Source organism: Tropicimonas sp. IMCC34043 (assembly GCF_003390845.1).
Classification (GTDB): Bacteria; Pseudomonadota; Alphaproteobacteria; order Rhodobacterales; family Rhodobacteraceae; genus Tropicimonas.
The window spans coordinates 736,260-752,848 of sequence record NZ_QMEK01000001.1; the positions used below are offsets into that span (position 1 = coordinate 736,260).

Genomic DNA, 16,589 nt, shown 5'->3' on the forward strand with positions numbered 1-16,589 from the left:
CCGTCTGTCGGCTATTCTGCCGCGATGTCGAGGATCTGCGGCGCGCGGGTAAAACGGCACGCGGCGCCCTGGGCGAGATAGGTCAGCACACCGCCCGCAATCGTCATTTCGACGGCACGTGTATGGACGTTCACCGCCACCAGGTCGGCGCGGCGGCCGAAATCGAGCGTGCCGCGGTCGTGCAGGCGCAGGATTTGCGCCGGCTTCGACGAGATCATGGCCCAGGCCGCCGGCAAGTCGCGCAATCCGCTGTCGGCCAGCTTCCACGCCGCCTGCGCAAGTGCGGGATAGTAGAAGTCCGACACCAGCGCGTCGCAAAGACCCTGGGCGATCATGTCGGCGGCCCGCAGGTTGCCGGCATGGCTGCCGTCGCGGACCACATTGGGCGCGCTCAGCAAGACCGGATCGTTCATCGCCTTGGCGGCGGCGGCGGCACGGCGGCTCAGCGGAAATTCCGCGATGCTGGCGCCGATCATCGAATAGGTCTCGCGGGTCTCGCCATCGGGATCGTCGTGCGAGCCATAGCGCACGCCCAGAATGTCGAAGGCATCGGCCAGCCGGCAGAGATGGCGCGGCACCTCGCGGTCGCGCGCCTTCAGCGCGGCGATCAGCGCGGTCTGCTCGGCGCCGCTGCGTCCGGCCCGCGCGGCGTCGATCTCGGCCTCGCCCGGGCGGTCGCGGGCACGGTCGATTGCCCGTTCCAGATGGTTGTTGAAGACGACATAGCCGACGTCGTGGCGCCGGATCGCCGCCAGCATCCGGTCGGCGGTATCGATCAGATGGGTCTGGCAGCGCAACTGGATCCTGAGGTCGGTGCCCGCCTGCGCACGATAGAGCGCGTGTGCCGCCAGCACCCGTTCGGCAAAGTCCGGATCGCGCGGCCCGCCCTCCCAGGACCAGCCCTGCGCCAGCCAGGCGGTCGTCACGCCGTTGGCGGCGGCTTCGCGGTCAACGGCCGCCAGGGCAAGCCGAAGGTCGAAGTCGGCGTGCGAGTGCGGGGCGATGTGGCGTTCCAGCGTGTCGCTGTGCAGATCGATGATCCCGGGCAGCAGCAGATAGCCGTGCATGTCGACCTCGGGCAGCGGACCCTTGGTGATCCGGCCATCGGCAATGGCCAGGGAACGACGCTGCAATTCGCCGTCGCGCAGGATCTGGGCGCCGGTGAAGCGCATGGGCGGAAGCAGCTTGTGCATCGCGGTCTCGGGATTGTCTCGACTGACAGTGTTTGCTGTGGATAGCTCGCAACTGTATCGGCCGTGTGACAACAAGTTGCCGCAGGATCACAGTCGATTGACCGAAGGGCATTCGCGCAGCGCTGGCTGCCGTGACAGGCCCCGAGCCTGCCGCCTTCCGGACCGGACTGGGCCGGGCGCAGCCCGCGCCGCGCAGCGGCGCCATCGCCGCGCGGGTCCCCGCCCGGCGGCAAGGCCCGGCCGGGGATCAGCCCATGCGTTCCGAGGCATAGCTTCCGGGGCTGGCCGGAAACACCACCGTCTTGTGCCCGTTCACGAACACCCGGTGGTGGATATGGGCATGGATCGCGCGCGCCAGCACCAGGCATTCCACGTCGCGCCCGATCGAGACATAGTCGGCCGCAGACTGGGCATGGGTCACCCGGACCGTGTCCTGTTCGATGATCGGCCCCTCGTCGAGGTCTGCGGTGACATAATGCGAGGTCGCCCCGATCAGCTTCACCCCCCGCTCATAGGCCTGACGATAGGGGTTCGCGCCCTTGAAGCTTGGCAGGAAGGAGTGGTGGATGTTGATCAGCCGCCCCGACATCGCCTTGCACATCTGTTCCGACAGAACCTGCATATAGCGGGCGAGCACCACAAGTTCGGCGCCGGTCTCCTCGATGATCGCCATTTGCTGGGCCTCGGCCGCGGCCTTGGTGGCCTTGGTGATCTTGACATAGAAGAACGGAATGTCGTGGTTCACGACCAGTTTCTGGTATTCCAGATGGTTCGACACCACGCCGACGATGTCGATCGGCAGCGCCCCGATCCGCCAACGATAGAGCAGGTCGTTCAGGCAGTGGCCGAAGTGCGAGACCATGATCAGGACCTTCATCTTCTGCGTCATGTCGTGGAAGGCAAAGTCCATACCGAACCGTTCGGCGATGGCGGCAAACTCATGGCTCAGTTCGTCGGGCGTGCGGCCCTCCTCGCTGCCAAAGCCGACGCGCATGAAGAAGCGGTTGGTCTCCTGATCGTCGAACTGGTGGGAATCCGTGATGTTGCAGCCATGATCGGAGAGAAAGGTCGAGATCGCGGCCACGATCCCGCGGGTCGTGGAGCAGGTGACGGTCAGGGCGAAGGTCGTCATTGGGTGTCCGGGGCAGGTTCAGGGTGGCGCATCTTTGCCCCGTAAGGCGCCGGGCCAAAACCCCAAAAGCACCGCAAGCGTGTCGCGACCAGTGTCGCGGCGCCAGGCAGCCGGCGCCTTCATTCCGATCCGCGCCGCAGATTTCCGATCCGCGCAGGGCGGCGTGCCTTCCGCGTCCGACGCAACAGTCAGGTCCCGGGACCGGCCGCAGCCCGCGCCGTGGCGTGGTGCGCGGTCATCCGAGCCCGCCGAACCATGCGCCGACATATCCGGCAAACAGGGACGGATCCTCGATGTTCATGGAGTGGCCGACGCCCGGCACCTGCACCAACCGGCAATCGGGCATCTCGGCCGCCATGCGCTTCATGTCCGCCAGCGGAATGATCCGGTCGAGCGCGCCCAGCAACACGAGATGGGGATGGGCGATCTCGGCCATCCGGCGGACAAGCTCGCCGCTGGCATGTTCCTTCGTCAGATTGATCGGGGTGCCGACCAGCACACCCTCGGATACGCCGAGTGCCTGATCGACGCAGGCCTCGAACAGCGCCGCCTCGGGGCTGTCGGGCAGTGCATATTCGGGCCGCTGGCCGGGGACGAGGGTTTCGGGCCGGAACAGGGTCGGCGCCGCGGTGCTGCCCAGCACGGTCCGCATCAACTCGCGATCCTGTCCCATGGCGCGGAAGATCTCGATGGTCCCGGACGCGAATGGCAGGCCCATCGGAGCCACGGGGTCAAGCGCCAGCACCCGGCCAAAGCGCGCGGGCTTTTCCAGCAGCATGCGGGTCGAGATGATGCCGCCGGTCGAATGCGTGAGAAGGTGGCAGAACGGAATGTCGAGCGCATCGAGCGCCGCCAGCATGTCCTCGGCGTGGCGGGCAATGGCATAATCGGCACAATCCTCGCCCGCCGGCGGCCGGTCGCTGTCGCCACAGCCGCGCCAGTCGATTCCGACCACGCGCAGGTCGGCCGGGAAATGCGGCGCGGCCAGGCTGATCCAGTCCTTGCTGGCAAGATTGCCGTGGATGAACACCACGGTCACCGGCCCGTCGCCCCAGATCCGAAGCCCCAGCCTCAGCCCGCCAATGTCCACCTGTGTCACGTGCCCCTCCGCCGAACCCGGTGTGATATGCTTGCCGGCAGGATGGCTGCCGGGCGGCCGCAGGTCCAGCGATTCCGGGGCTTTGGGCGGTGCAATGCCGATCGGCGCTGTCTTCCGATCGGCGCTTGCGTTAGAACACCGCGAACGTGGCAATGTCCGGTGCGGACGGGAGGGCTCGGAATGGTCTCAGCGCTTTCTCTCATTGATCGGCCGCGGCTGTGACCCCCGAGGCGCGGGTTGCCGCGGCGGCCGGGATCCTCGACAGCTATCTCGCCGGAGAACCGGCGGAAAAGGTGCTGACCACCTGGGCGCGGCACAGCCGCTTTGCGGGGTCGAGCGACCGTGCTGCCCTGCGCGATCTGGTCTACGATGCAATCCGCCAGCGCCGCTCGGCCGCGGCGCTTGGCGGGGCCGAAACCGGGCGTGGCCTGATGATCGGGCTGCTCAGGGCGCGCGGCGCGGCGCCCGAGGCGCTTCTGACCGGGATAGGCCATGCGCTTGCCCCGCTGACTGCCGCCGAGGCGGATCATGTGGCGCAGATGACCGAGGCCGAGGCGCTCGATTGCCCCGACTGGATCGTGCCCGATCTGCGCGGCAGCCTCGGAGAGGATTTCGACGCGGTGATGGCGCTGTTCCAGAGCCGGGCCGAGGTGTTTTTGCGCGTCAACACCGCCCGCGGCGACCGCGAGGCGGCGCAGGCGGCGCTTGCCCGCGACGGCGTCGAGGCCGAGCCACATGCGCTGGCCGATACCGCGTTGCGCGTCACCGCGGGTGCGCGACGGGTACAGGGATCGGCCGCCTGGCGCGACGGGCTGGTCGAGTTGCAGGACGCCGCGTCGCAGGCGGTCTGTGCGGCGATCCCGCTGCCCGGACCCGGCGCGGCGATCCTCGATTATTGCGCCGGCGGTGGCGGCAAGGCGCTGGCGCTTGCGGCTCGCTCGGGGCAGCCGATACGCGCCCATGACATCGACCCCGGGCGAATGCGCGATCTGCCCGAGCGCGCCCGGCGGGCCGGCGCCGATATCCGGGTTCTCGCCCCGCATGAGGCCGCGCAACAGGGACCTTACGCGCTGGTCGTGGCCGACGTGCCCTGTTCCGGCAGCGGCGCCTGGCGGCGGCAGGCGGAGGCGCGCTGGCGGCTGACGCGCGAGCGGCTCGATGAACTGGCCGGGCTGCAGCATCAGGTCCTTGCGCAGGCGGCGGCGCTGACGGCGCCGGGCGGAGCGCTTGCCTATGCCACCTGTTCGGTGCTGCGCCAGGAGAACGAGGATCAGGCGGATCGGTTCCTTTCCGAGCATCCCGGGTGGCAGGAGGAAAGCCGCCTGCGGCTGTCCCCGCTGGCCGGCGGCGACGGCTTCTTCTTGGCGGTTTTCCGCAGGAAATCCGTGGGATGATCCAGAATCCGCCGGATGAAACGGAGTTTAAGCGGCGGTTAACGATTTCTCGGCGCAATGGCCGCACCCGAGTCGCAACGGAGGAAAACGTGTCGAGTTCTGCCATGGCGTCTAACCCGGCAATTCGGCTGGCCGAAGCCTATGGCGGGCGGCTGCCCCACCTGATTGCCGGGGCTCTGGTCCTGTTCTGCGCGGCGATTCTGGTCGAGGGCGAGGTGTCAAGGTGGATGCTGCGCTCTGCCGGCGCGGCACTGGCGTCGCTGGCGGTAATCATCTCCTGGGCGACGCGACGCATGACGGCGCGGCAGCGCGCGATCGGCGGGTCGATCGAGACCTTCATGGAAAACGACACCAGCCCGAGCTTTTCGACCGATGGCGAGGGGCGAATTCTGGTGCGAAACCGTGCCGCCACGGCCCGGTTCGGCGCCAGCGACGGTGATACCCTGGCGCGGGTCCTGCGCGATCTGTTCGCCAATCCGGCCGCGGTCCTCGCTCGGCTGCAGAACATGGTCGAAGCCGGTGGCGCAGGGCGCGAGGATCTTCATACCCCTCAGGGTCATGCGCGCCTGTCGGTGCACCAGATCGGCCGCGACCGGTTTCTGTGGCGGCTTGAGGACCTGAGCGATACCGACGGGTCCGAAGACACCGCGGCCGAGTTGCGCCTGCCGATGCTGACGACGAACCGCAGCGGCGCGATCCTGTCGATGAACGGTGCGATGCGGTCCTTCCTCGGACGCCCTGCGAAGACGCTCGACCAGGTGTTCCGCGACCTCCCGCTGGTCTCGGACCGGGTGATCGATGTGGTGACCGCCGAGGGTGAGCGGCGTGTGCGCGCGATTGCCCTCGACGACGCCGGCGGGCGCCGCGAGGTCTTTGTGGTCCCGCTCGATGGACTGGCGGCGACCGCAGACCCTGCGCCGACCGATGCCAGCCTCGACGGGCTTCCGGTGGCCTTGTTGCGGCTGAGCCGCGAAGGATGCCTGGAGGCAGCGAACCGGCAGGCGCGGGCGCTTCTTGGACCGGCGGCGACGCCGGGGCGCGAATTGCATACCATCGTCGAAGGGCTTGGCCGTTCGGTGACCGACTGGCTGGGCGAGGCAGCCGCCGGGCGCGGCCTCGGCCGGCCGGAATTCGTGCGCGCCAGCACCGGCGACAAGGAGCTCTATCTTCAATTCACCCTCGGCCGGGTGGTCGAAGACGGCGAGATCCATCTGGTGGCGGTGCTGAACGATGCCACCGAGCTCAAGACGCTCGAGGCCCAGTTCGTGCAGAGCCAGAAGATGCAGGCGATCGGCCAGCTTGCGGGCGGCGTGGCGCATGACTTCAACAATCTGCTGACGGCGATCTCGGGGCATTGCGACCTGCTGATGCTGCGGCACGACCAGGGTGACCCCGATTATGGCGATCTGGTGCAGATCAACCAGAACGCCAATCGTGCGGCGAGCCTCGTTGGCCAGCTTCTGGCGTTTTCGCGCAAGCAGAACCTGCAGCCCGAGGTGCTCGACCTGCGCGATACGCTGTCCGACCTGACCCATCTTCTGAACCGCCTGGTGGGCGAGAAGGTGACGCTGACGCTGACGCACGATCCCGCGATGCGACCGATCCGGGCCGACAAACGCCAGCTCGAGCAGGTGATGATGAACCTCGTGGTCAACGCCCGCGACGCCATGCCCGACGGCGGCCAGATCCGGATCGCGACCGAGGCCGTGCGGATCACCGAGACGCTGGTACGCGACCGCGCCAAGGTGCAGCCGGGCGATTATGCCGTGGTGCGCGTCATCGACAGGGGTGTTGGCATTCCCGTCGACAAGCTGACCAAGATCTTCGAGCCGTTCTTCACCACCAAGCGCACCGGCGAGGGCACGGGGCTGGGGCTGTCGACGGCCTACGGCATCGTCAAGCAGACCGGCGGCTATATCTTCGTCGACTCGGTGGTGGGCGAAGGGACGACGTTCTCTCTCTATTTCCCCGCCTACGAGACGCCGGCGAGCGTCGTTGCGGCGGCCACGGTGGCGGCGAAGGCCCAGTCCTTCCATCAGGGCGAGGGCGTTGTCCTGCTGGTCGAGGACGAGGCGCCGGTCAGGGCCTTTGCCTCGCGCGCGCTGCGCCTGCGCGGCTATACCGTGCTCGAGGCCGAGAATGCGGAAGAGGCGCTGCGCATACTGGAAGACGATGACCTGGCGGTCGACGTCTTTGTCACAGACGTGGTGATGCCGGGCATCGACGGGCCGACCTGGGTCCGGATGGCACTGGAAAAACGCCCCGATACAAGGGTGGTCTTCGTGTCGGGCTATGCCGAGGAGAGTTTCTCGAACGAACAGGCGCGGATCCCGAACTCGGTCTTCCTGCCGAAGCCGTTCTCGCTCAACGAACTGACGGCCACGGTGCGCGACCAGATCCAATAGCTGTCGCCGGTCCAGCCGAAGACAGCCATTCACCACTCCTTAACCACTCGCCGGCAAGGTTGATTTCACACGAATTTACTTGAAATGTTCTCCTTTTGACCTCATAGAGGGTGAGAACAAGAGGCGAACATGAGCGGTCATTGCCGCCGCGCGCGGCCTGTGAAATAAGGACGGAAATAATGGCGACGGCGAACCTTCTGGATATGGCTGACAAGCGACCCACCGACAAAGAGAAGGCGCTCGACTCGGCGCTGGCGCAGATCGAACGGCAGTTCGGCAAGGGCTCGATCATGCGGCTGGGCAGCGACAATCCGGTGGCCGAGATCGAGTCGACCTCGACCGGCTCGCTCGGGCTCGATATCGCGCTTGGCATCGGCGGCCTGCCCAAAGGACGGATCATCGAGATCTATGGCCCCGAAAGCTCGGGCAAGACGACGCTGACGCTGCACTGCATTGCCGAAGAACAGAAAAAGGGCGGGGTCTGCGCCTTTGTCGATGCCGAACACGCGCTTGATCCGCTCTATGCCAGGAAGCTCGGGATCGATCTTGGCGAATTGCTGATCTCGCAACCCGATACCGGCGAACAGGCGCTCGAGATCACCGACACGCTGGTCCGGTCCGGTGCGATCAGCATGGTGGTCATCGATTCTGTCGCGGCCCTTACCCCGAAGTCCGAACTCGAAGGCGATATGGGCGACAGCTCTCTTGGCGTTCACGCCCGCCTGATGAGCCAGGCCATGCGCAAGCTCACGGGTTCGATCTCGCGCTCGAACTGCATGGTGATCTTCATCAACCAGATCCGGATGAAGATCGGCGTGATGTTCGGCAGCCCCGAGACGACGACGGGCGGCAACGCGTTGAAATTCTACTCCTCGGTGCGGCTCGATATCCGCCGGATCGGCGCAATCAAGGATCGGGACGAGGTTGTCGGCAATTCCACCCGCGTCAAGGTGGTCAAGAACAAGGTTGCGCCGCCGTTCAAGCAGGTCGAATTCGACATCATGTATGGCGAGGGGATCTCGAAGACCGGCGAGTTGATCGACCTTGGCGTCAAGGCCGGCGTGGTCGAGAAATCCGGCGCCTGGTATTCCTATGGCGACGAGCGGATCGGTCAGGGCCGCGAAAATGCCAAGACCTTTCTGAAGGAAAACAAGGCCATGGCGCTCGAGATCGAGGACAAGATCCGCGCCGCCCACGGGCTTGATTTCCACATGAACGAGCACGACAGCGGCGACGAGGATGTCGTCGAGGCCTGAGGCCTTTGCCTTGAGGGCAGGGCGCGCGGCGCCGGCTGCCATGGGCTGAACCGGAAAGGGCGGGGACCGACAGGGTTCCCGCCCTTTTTCTGTCCGTCAGTCTCGCTGTCTCGCTGTCTCGCTGTCTCGTGGCGCGGGCGCGGCACGACGACGGCGGCCTCGCGCCCGCGATCCCGCACGCCATTCAGCGCAACCGCACCGCCGCAGGCGGTGCCCGGCCCAACCGGCGAGAGCGCATCTGCGATGCGCTGCTCGCGGGCGGGAGCGCCGGGGTCGCCTCTGCCTGCGCCGCACACTCCCGGTGGACACCCAAGGGACGCTCGGCTACACCTTCGCGGCCCACCGCCGGAGACCCAAATGCCCACGCTGAACGATATCCGATCCACCTATCTCGATTATTTCCGCCGCCAGGGTCACGAGGTGGTGGCAAGTTCGCCGCTCGTGCCGCGCAACGATCCCACGCTGATGTTCGCGAACTCCGGCATGGTGCAGTTCAAGAACCTGTTCACCGGGGTCGAACAGCGGGACTATACGCGCGCCACGACGGCGCAGAAATGCGTGCGCGCCGGCGGCAAGCACAACGACCTCGACAATGTCGGCTATACCAACCGGCATCACACGTTCTTCGAGATGATGGGCAACTTCTCGTTCGGGGATTACTTCAAGGATCAGGCGATTCCCTTCGCCTGGGAAGTTGTCACCAAGGAACTGGGGATCGACCCCGCGCGGCTTCTGGTGACGGTGTTTCACACCGACGACGAGGCGGCCGATCTGTGGAAGAAGGTCGCGGGCCTGCCCGACGACCGGATCATCCGCATCCCGACCAACGACAATTTCTGGCAGATGGGCCCGACCGGCCCCTGCGGTCCCTGCACCGAGATCTTCTATGATCACGGCGATCACATCTGGGGCGGCCCTCCGGGCAGTCCCGAAGAGGATGGCGATCGCTTTGTCGAGATCTGGAACCTCGTCTTCATGCAGTTCGAGCAATTCGAGGACGGCTCGCGCATCGAACTGCCGAAGAAGTCGATCGACACCGGCATGGGGATCGAACGGGTTGCGGCGCTGCTGCAGGGCACCAATGACAACTATGCGACCGATCTGATGCGGGCGCTGATCGAGGCCAGTGCCAACGCCACTTCGAGCGACCCTGACGGGCCGGGCCGCACCCATCACCGGGTGATCGCCGACCACCTGCGCTCGACCTCGTTCCTGATTGCCGACGGGGTCATGCCGTCGAACGAAGGCCGCGGCTATGTGCTGCGCCGGATCATGCGCCGCGCCATGCGCCATGCCCATCTGCTGGGCGCGCAGGATCCGCTGATGCACCGTCTGGTGCCGGAACTGGTGCGCCAGATGGGCGGCGCCTATCCCGAGCTGCAGCAGGCCCAGGCGATGATCGCCGAGACCCTGAAGACCGAGGAAACCCGGTTCCGCCAGACCCTTGAACGCGGCCTGCGGCTGCTCGACGAAGAACTGACGCATCTGCCCGACGATGCCGAATTGCCGGGCGAGACGGCATTCAAGCTTTATGACACCTATGGCTTCCCGCTCGACCTGACCCAGGATGCGCTGCGCGAAAAGCAGCGAACCGTCGATACCAAGGGGTTCGACGCCGCCATGTCGGCGCAAAAGGCGATGGCGCGGGCGGCCTGGGCCGGCTCGGGCGAGACCAAGGATGCCACGATCTGGTTCGATCTGGCCGAGGCCCATGGCGCCACCGATTTCCTCGGCTATGACACCGAGACCGCCGAGGGCCAGATCCTGGCGCTGGTGCGCGACGGCGCCGAGATCGACGCGGCCGTTCCGGGCGAAACCGTCCAGATCGTGCTGAACCAGACCCCGTTCTATGCGGAATCGGGCGGTCAGGTCGGCGACACTGGCTGGATCGTCAGCGAGGACGGCAAGGCAAGGGTCACCGACACCAGAAAGGCCGCGGGTGTCTTCATCCATGTCGCCGAGGTGACCGAGGGCAAGATTGCGAAGGGTATCGGGGCGATGCTGGAGGTCGATCACGACCGCCGCAGTGCGATCCGCGCCAATCACTCGGCGACTCACCTGCTGAACGAAGCGCTGCGCGAGCGGCTGGGTAGCCATGTCGCACAGCGCGGCTCGCTCAACGCCGCCGACCGTCTCCGCTTTGACTTTTCGCACAACGCGGCGCTGACGGCCGAGGACCTCGAGGCGATCAGTGCCGAGGTCAATGCCTTCATTCGCCAGAACGCGCCGGTCGAAACCCGGGTGATGAGCCCTGACGACGCGCGCGCGATCGGGGCGCAGGCGCTGTTCGGCGAGAAATACGGCGACGAGGTGCGGGTGGTTTCGATGGGCCGCGCGCCCTCGGGCAAGGGTGCGGACGGCCAGACCTGGTCGCTGGAGCTTTGCGGCGGCACTCATGTCAAGCGGACCGGCGACATCGGCCTCTTCGTGCTTCTGGGCGACAGCGCGTCGAGCTCGGGCGTGCGCCGGATCGAGGCGCTGACCGGCGAGGACGCGCGCCGCCATCTGGCCGAGCAATCCCGCCATCTGGCCGAGATCGCCGCGGCCATGAAGGCGCCGCAGGCCGATGCGGTCGAACGCGTCCGCAGTCTGGTCGAGGAACGCAAGGCGCTGCAGGCCGAGGTGGCCCAACTGCGTCGGGATCTGGCGATGGCGGGCGGTGGCAAAAGTGGGGCAGGCCCGGAAACGCGCGAGATCAACGGCGTGCCGTTTCTGGCCCAGGTGCTGCACGGCGTGACCGGCAAGGACCTGCGCAGCCTGATCGACGAACACAAGTCCCGCATGGGCTCGGGCGCGGTGCTGCTGATCGCCGATGGCGACGGCAAGGCGGCCGTGGCCGCCGGTGTGACCGAAGACATGCTCGCCCGGGTGTCGGCAATCGAGCTTGTGAAAGCGGCTGTGGCCGAACTGGGCGGCGTCGGCGGCGGTGGCCGGCCCGACATGGCGCAAGGCGGCGGCAAGGACATTGCCAATGCAAGCGCCGCCATCAAGGCCGCCGAAGCCGTGATCGGAGGATAGACCATGCCGGCACTATGGATCGCTCATGTCGCCGTCACCGACGAGGTGGCCTATGGAAAATACGCCGCCATCGCCACCGAGGCGATCGCCGAACATGGCGGGGTCTTCATTGCCCGTGGTGGACGCTATGTGCAACTCGAAGGCAGGGACAGACCGCGCAACGTGGTCGCGCGGTTTCCAAGCGTCGAGGCGGCCGAAGCCTGCTATCGCTCGCCGCGCTATCAGGAAGCGCTGAGCCATGCCCGCGGCGCATCCGAGCGTGATCTCCTGATCGTCGAAACCAGCGAGTGAGGGCGGCGCACGCCGCCCCTGCATGCGGGGTCAGCCGATGATCGGCTGACGCGAGACGCGTGGGGTCGGACGGGCCATTGGCGCCAGGGCCAGCAGCAGAAAATCCGACGCCAGGCGGCCGGCTGGGGCGATCCAGGGCAGGGGTCCGTCGTCCGGGCCAAGCGGCGTCGTGCGGCAGATGTACTGCATGCGCGGGCTCTCGGGCATAAAGAACGGCGGGCTGACCCGAATTTCCGGAAGCCTGTTGTCATGCAGGGCCCGTGCCAGGGCCGCTTGCGCCTGAGGTTCGACGAATCGCAACTGTGCGTTCCAGTTGACCTGAACGACGCGCCCCTCGCGGCAGAGTTTTTCGCCGCGGGAGTTTGTATAATGAAGCCGGCCGTTCCGGTCGAGTGCCAGGATGGCCGAGATCTCGGGGTCGAGGCTGTCACGCAAGACCCGGTTCTCGAGCGCCAGCTCGCCGAGGGTGCGCGACACCGTCATTGCGTTCTGCAGGGCCGGGGCAAGGCGCTGCAGCAGCCGGACGAAGGGTGCCTCCAGCCTGCTGCGGTCGCAGCGACGGATGCTGCCCCCGATCGCGGTCAACCGGCCAGCGCCGCGTTCGAGTACCATGACGCCGCCGCCGAGGATGTCTTCCTGCGGCCGCAACCATTCGGCATAGAACTCGGTCCTCATCATCTCCTCGTCGGATAACACGTCCCGGTTGATCACGGCCCGTCCGACGGGAAGCCGCGCAATCCTCGACGAACGAACGTCCATCGTGCGGTAGTAGGTCTCGAAACTGTCGAGATATTTTGAATCATAGCCATGGGTAATATGGCTAAGGACCGAACGCGTGGTCTGGTCCTGACTGAACAGGTGAAGCTTGATCCCTCCCGCCGCATCCGAGAGCGCTTGCAGGAACCAGGCCCATTTACGTTGATCAAGTGCCGCAGCGTTGGCCAGACTCGTCAGAAGGTCGAAGTTGCTGTCGGTATCGCTCGGCATCGTCTGGATTTCACACACCATCTGCTTAAAGCTTTCCGATTGAGTATTTCGCAGATGCCGCGGTGGCACCTGCTATGGACAGCTTTAGCGTCGAAATGCGAGGAATCCACGAAGGAATTCGGCCCGATATGACGAAATCCCGGAAATTTCACGATAGCGGCAAAACACTCTGCCGCAGTGCGGCAGATTGATTACGCTTGCAGCGACAATCGGCTTCAGATCGAAGAACGTGCCTGTCTCTTGCGTTCATGCGGATCCAGAAGCCTCTTTCGCAGGCGAATTGCGTTTGGCGTGACCTCGACCAGCTCGTCATCGTCGATATAGGCGATCGCCTCTTCGAGCGTGAACTGGATATGCGTGGTCAGGCGCACCGCCTCGTCAGTGCCCGAGGCGCGGACGTTCGTCAGCTTCTTGCCCTTAAGCGGGTTCACCTCGAGGTCGTTCTCGCGGCTGTGCTCGCCGATGATCATGCCCTGATAGACCTTCTCCTGCGGGCCGATGAAAAGCCGTCCGCGTTCCTCGAGGTTCCACAACGCATAGGCGACTGCCTCGCCATCTTCGATTGAAATAAGCACGCCGGCGCGGCGCCCCTGGATCGGCCCCTTGTGCGGTGCCCAGGTATAGAACACCCGGTTCAGCACCCCGGTGCCGCGGGTGTCGGTCAGAAACTCGCCGTGATAGCCGATCAGCCCGCGCGACGGGACATGGGCGATGATCCGGGTCTTGCCCGCGGTCTGCCGCATGTCCGTCATTTCGCCCTTGCGGGGGCCGGTGATCTTTTCGATCACGGCACCTGCATATTCGTCGTCGACGTCGATGGTGACCTCTTCGATCGGCTCCAGCGTCTTGCCGTCTTCCTCGCGCAGCAGAACCCGAGGCCGCGAGATCGAAAGCTCGAAGCCCTCGCGGCGCATGTTCTCGATCAGCACGCCCATCTGCAGCTCGCCGCGGCCGGCAACGTCAAAGGCTTCGCCGCCCGGCGTGTCGGTGACGCGGATCGCGACGTTGGTCTCGGCCTCGCGCATCAACCGCTCGCGGATGACGCGGCTTTGCACCTTCTTGCCGTCCCGTCCGGCAAGCGGCGAATTGTTGATCCCGAAGCTGACCGAGATCGTCGGCGGATCGATCGGCTGCGCCGGCAGCGGTACATCGACGGCCAGTGCGCAGATCGTGTCGGCAACGGTTGCCTTGGACATGCCGGCAAGGGTCACGATATCGCCTGCAGAGGCCTCGTCGATCTCCTGCATCGAAAGCCCGCGAAAGGCCTGGATCTTCGACACCCGGAACTGTTCGATCTTCTGCCCGACGCGGCTCAGCGCCTGGACGGTGGCGCCGACCCTCAGGTGGCCCGACTCGACCCGACCGGTCAGGGTGCGGCCGATGAAGGGATCGGCGCCGAGCGTGGTCGCCAGCATGCTGAAATCGTCGTTCTTGTGGGCGATCTGGCGCGGCCGTGGCACGTGGTTGACGATCAACTGGTAGAGCGCCGTCAGATCCTTGCGCGGCCCGTCGAGTTCGGCGTCAGCCCAACCCGCGCGGCCCGACGCATAGAGGTGCGGGAAATCGAGCTGGTCCTCGTCGGCATCGAGGCTCGAGAACAGGTCGAACACCTCGTTCAGCGCCCGGTCGGGTTCGGCATCCGGCTTGTCGACCTTGTTGAGCACCACGATGGGGCGCAGACCGAGCGCCAGCGCCTTCGAGGTAACGAACTTCGTTTGCGGCATCGGCCCTTCGGCGGCATCGACCAGCAGCACGACGCCGTCGACCATCGACAGGATCCGCTCGACCTCGCCGCCGAAATCGGCGTGGCCCGGGGTGTCGACGATATTGATGCGCATGCCCCGCCATTCGACCGAGGTCGCCTTGGCAAGAATGGTAATCCCGCGCTCGCGTTCGATGTCGTTGCTGTCCATGGCGCGTTCGGCCACGGCCTGATTTTCCCGAAAGGCGCCGGATTGTTTCAGCAACTCGTCGACGAGGGTGGTCTTGCCGTGGTCAACGTGGGCAATGATGGCGATGTTGCGCAGATCCATGAGGTGTCCTTCTGGTGTTGGCGCGGCGATAGCGTGCAACCGCAGAAAAGGCCAGCGGGAAAGCAGACACACGCTTCCCGCGGCCCACCCGGCCCTTCTTCTGTTCGAAAATATCCTCGGGGGGGCGCCGGCACGGCGCGCGGGGGGCGGAAAGCCCCCCGTCCGGCCGACCCGAAACGCCGCCGCGGGGCGCGGGACTCGGACGGCCGGCCGCGAGGTTCAGATCGAAAAGCTGGTGCCGCAGCCGCAGGATGAGGTCGCGTTCGGATTCTCGATCACAAAGCGGGCACCGATCAGTTCGTCGGCGAAATCAATCGTGGCGTCTGCAAGAAACGGCAGCGACACGGTATCGACCACGACCTTCTGGCCCTGTCCCTCGATCACCAGATCGTCGTCCGCGGGTTCGTCGAGCGTGATGTCGTATTGAAACCCCGAGCAGCCGCCGCCCTCGACCGCGATGCGCAGCGCCTTTGGCGCGGCGCCGATCTCGGCCAGACGGGCAAAGGCGCGCTCGGTCACTTTGGGGGGAATGGTCAGTTCCATGGGCAGCCTCTTGCGGTCGGTCGCATTTCCTTGATTTCCGGGATATATGCGCGATAGCCCGTTGCAACAAGGATTCCCATGGACCTGGCCCCCTATGCCTGCGACCCGGCGCAAAGCCGCGGCCGACTCTTCGCCGAGGAATCGAGCACATTCCGCTCGCCGTTCCAGCGCGATCGCGACCGTATCATCCATTCCTCGGCGTTCCGGCGGCTGAAACACAAGACCCAGGTGTTCGTCGAACACGAGGGGGATTATTTCCGCACCCGGCTGACCCATTCGATCGAGGTCGCCCAGGTGGCGCGGACCATCGCGGGGGCGCTTGGGCTGAACTCCGAGCTGACCGAGGCGGTGGCCCTGGCGCATGATCTCGGCCACACGCCCTTCGGGCACACCGGCGAAGAGGTCCTCGATGCGCTGATGGCGCCGCATGGCGGGTTCGATCACAATGCCCAGGCGATCCGGATCGTCACGACCCTCGAACGCCATTATGCGGACTTCGACGGTCTGAACCTGACATGGGAGACCCTTGAAGGCATCGCCAAGCACAACGGGCCGGTGTCGGATCCGCTGCCTTATGGACTGGCGGACTACAATGCCCGCCACGATCTGGAGCTTTCGACCCACGCCGGGGCAGAGGCGCAGGTGGCGGCCCTGGCCGATGACATTGCCTATAACAATCATGACCTTATGGACGGGCTGCGCGCCGGGCTGTTCAGCGATGCCGAGGTCGCGGCGCTGCCGATCGTCGGGCCGGCCTATGCCGCGGTCGACCGGCTCTGGCCCGGGCTCGACACAAAGCGGCGGCGCCACGAGGCGCTGCGCCGGGTCTTCGGTGTCATGGTCTGCGATGTGATCGACACCTCGCGGGCGCGGCTGGCCGGGGCCGCGCCAAAGGATGCACAGGCGGTGCGCCTGCTTGGCCACCCGGTCATCGCCTTCTCACCGGCCGTGATGCGAGAGATCGACGAGATCCGTGCCTTTCTTTTCAAACACATGTACCGCGCACCGTCGGTGATGCTTGAACGCGAGCAGGTCTCGGTCGTGATCGCGGATCTGTTCCCGCTCTACATGCAGGACCCGGGCCTGTTGCCCGAGGATTGGCAGGGCGCCATTGAGCGGGCCGAGGGCACGACGGCGCTGGCGCGAATCGTGGCCGACTACATCGCGGGCATGACCGACCGATTCGCGCTGCAGGAACATGCGCGGCTGGTCGGTTGCGCCTGACACCGTCGGCGCGC

12 protein-coding genes are annotated in these 16,589 nt (G+C 66.0%); 6 read left to right on the forward strand and 6 right to left on the reverse strand.

Annotated elements, in window-relative coordinates; translation table 11 throughout:
• Positions 1-11: 11 nt before the first annotated feature.
• From DQG17_RS03385 to DQG17_RS03395, 3 genes are all read right to left on the reverse strand, one after another.
• On the reverse strand, positions 12-1,193 hold the full coding sequence (locus DQG17_RS03385) for an alpha-D-ribose 1-methylphosphonate 5-triphosphate diphosphatase (RefSeq protein WP_116131360.1): 1,182 nt from the start codon (positions 1,191-1,193) through the stop codon (positions 12-14).
• Positions 1,194-1,440: 247 nt separating this feature from the next.
• A complete protein-coding gene (purU, locus tag DQG17_RS03390; protein ID WP_116131361.1) occupies positions 1,441-2,325 on the reverse strand; it encodes a formyltetrahydrofolate deformylase in 885 nt (294 codons plus the stop codon).
• Positions 2,326-2,560: 235 nt separating this feature from the next.
• Positions 2,561-3,424 (reverse strand): alpha/beta fold hydrolase, encoded by an 864-nt coding sequence (locus tag DQG17_RS03395; protein WP_116131362.1) that lies wholly within the window; start codon positions 3,422-3,424, stop codon positions 2,561-2,563.
• Positions 3,425-3,642: 218 nt separating this feature from the next.
• On the opposite strand from DQG17_RS03395, the gene DQG17_RS03400 reads away from it, so the two are divergent.
• From DQG17_RS03400 to DQG17_RS03420, 5 genes are all read left to right on the forward strand, one after another.
• The gene (locus DQG17_RS03400) at positions 3,643-4,818 is read left to right on the forward strand and encodes an RsmB/NOP family class I SAM-dependent RNA methyltransferase (protein WP_116131363.1); all 1,176 of its coding nucleotides are present in this window, start codon (positions 3,643-3,645) and stop codon (positions 4,816-4,818) included.
• Between the two features lie 104 nt (positions 4,819-4,922).
• A complete protein-coding gene (locus DQG17_RS03405; protein WP_116131364.1) occupies positions 4,923-7,223 on the forward strand; it encodes an ATP-binding protein in 2,301 nt (766 codons plus the stop codon).
• Positions 7,224-7,402: 179 nt separating this feature from the next.
• Positions 7,403-8,479, forward strand: a complete 1,077-nt coding sequence (gene recA / locus DQG17_RS03410; RefSeq protein ID WP_116131365.1) for a recombinase RecA — start codon at positions 7,403-7,405, stop codon at positions 8,477-8,479.
• Between the two features lie 357 nt (positions 8,480-8,836).
• Positions 8,837-11,497 (forward strand): alanine--tRNA ligase, encoded by a 2,661-nt coding sequence (gene alaS / locus DQG17_RS03415; protein ID WP_116131366.1) that lies wholly within the window; start codon positions 8,837-8,839, stop codon positions 11,495-11,497.
• 3 nt (positions 11,498-11,500) lie between these two features.
• The gene (locus DQG17_RS03420; RefSeq protein WP_116131367.1) at positions 11,501-11,788 is read left to right on the forward strand and encodes a DUF1330 domain-containing protein; all 288 of its coding nucleotides are present in this window, start codon (positions 11,501-11,503) and stop codon (positions 11,786-11,788) included.
• 30 nt (positions 11,789-11,818) lie between these two features.
• Here DQG17_RS03420 and DQG17_RS03425 read toward each other — a convergent pair whose 3' ends face one another.
• From DQG17_RS03425 to DQG17_RS03435, 3 genes are all read right to left on the reverse strand, one after another.
• Positions 11,819-12,775, reverse strand: a complete 957-nt coding sequence (locus tag DQG17_RS03425) for a hypothetical protein (protein ID WP_157973507.1) — start codon at positions 12,773-12,775, stop codon at positions 11,819-11,821.
• A gap of 215 nt (positions 12,776-12,990) precedes the next feature.
• Complete coding sequence (gene typA / locus DQG17_RS03430) at positions 12,991-14,808, reverse strand: translational GTPase TypA (RefSeq protein WP_116131369.1); 1,818 nt, start codon at positions 14,806-14,808, stop codon at positions 12,991-12,993.
• A gap of 219 nt (positions 14,809-15,027) precedes the next feature.
• The gene (locus DQG17_RS03435) at positions 15,028-15,351 is read right to left on the reverse strand and encodes an iron-sulfur cluster assembly accessory protein (RefSeq protein ID WP_116131370.1); all 324 of its coding nucleotides are present in this window, start codon (positions 15,349-15,351) and stop codon (positions 15,028-15,030) included.
• A 78-nt stretch (positions 15,352-15,429) separates the two neighbouring features.
• Here DQG17_RS03435 and DQG17_RS03440 point away from each other — a divergent pair, with 78 nt between their 5' ends.
• Positions 15,430-16,575 (forward strand): deoxyguanosinetriphosphate triphosphohydrolase, encoded by a 1,146-nt coding sequence (locus DQG17_RS03440; protein ID WP_116131371.1) that lies wholly within the window; start codon positions 15,430-15,432, stop codon positions 16,573-16,575.
• Positions 16,576-16,589 lie beyond the last annotated feature (14 nt).

Excerpts from the sequence above, each read along its gene's own strand:
- DQG17_RS03385 (WP_116131360.1), bottom strand. The coding sequence starts at position 1,193 with ATGCACAAGCTGCTTCCGCCCATGCGCTTCACCGGCGCCCAGATCCTG.
- purU (WP_116131361.1), bottom strand. The coding sequence starts at position 2,325 with ATGACGACCTTCGCCCTGACCGTCACCTGCTCCACGACCCGCGGGATC.
- DQG17_RS03405 (WP_116131364.1), top strand. The coding sequence starts at position 4,923 with ATGGCGTCTAACCCGGCAATTCGGCTGGCCGAAGCCTATGGCGGGCGG.
- recA (WP_116131365.1), top strand. The coding sequence starts at position 7,403 with ATGGCGACGGCGAACCTTCTGGATATGGCTGACAAGCGACCCACCGAC.
- alaS (WP_116131366.1), top strand. The coding sequence starts at position 8,837 with ATGCCCACGCTGAACGATATCCGATCCACCTATCTCGATTATTTCCGC.
- DQG17_RS03420 (WP_116131367.1), top strand. The coding sequence starts at position 11,501 with ATGCCGGCACTATGGATCGCTCATGTCGCCGTCACCGACGAGGTGGCC.
- DQG17_RS03425 (WP_157973507.1), bottom strand. The coding sequence starts at position 12,775 with ATGCCGAGCGATACCGACAGCAACTTCGACCTTCTGACGAGTCTGGCC.
- typA (WP_116131369.1), bottom strand. The coding sequence starts at position 14,808 with ATGGATCTGCGCAACATCGCCATCATTGCCCACGTTGACCACGGCAAG.
- DQG17_RS03435 (WP_116131370.1), bottom strand. The coding sequence starts at position 15,351 with ATGGAACTGACCATTCCCCCCAAAGTGACCGAGCGCGCCTTTGCCCGT.
- DQG17_RS03440 (WP_116131371.1), top strand. The coding sequence starts at position 15,430 with ATGGACCTGGCCCCCTATGCCTGCGACCCGGCGCAAAGCCGCGGCCGA.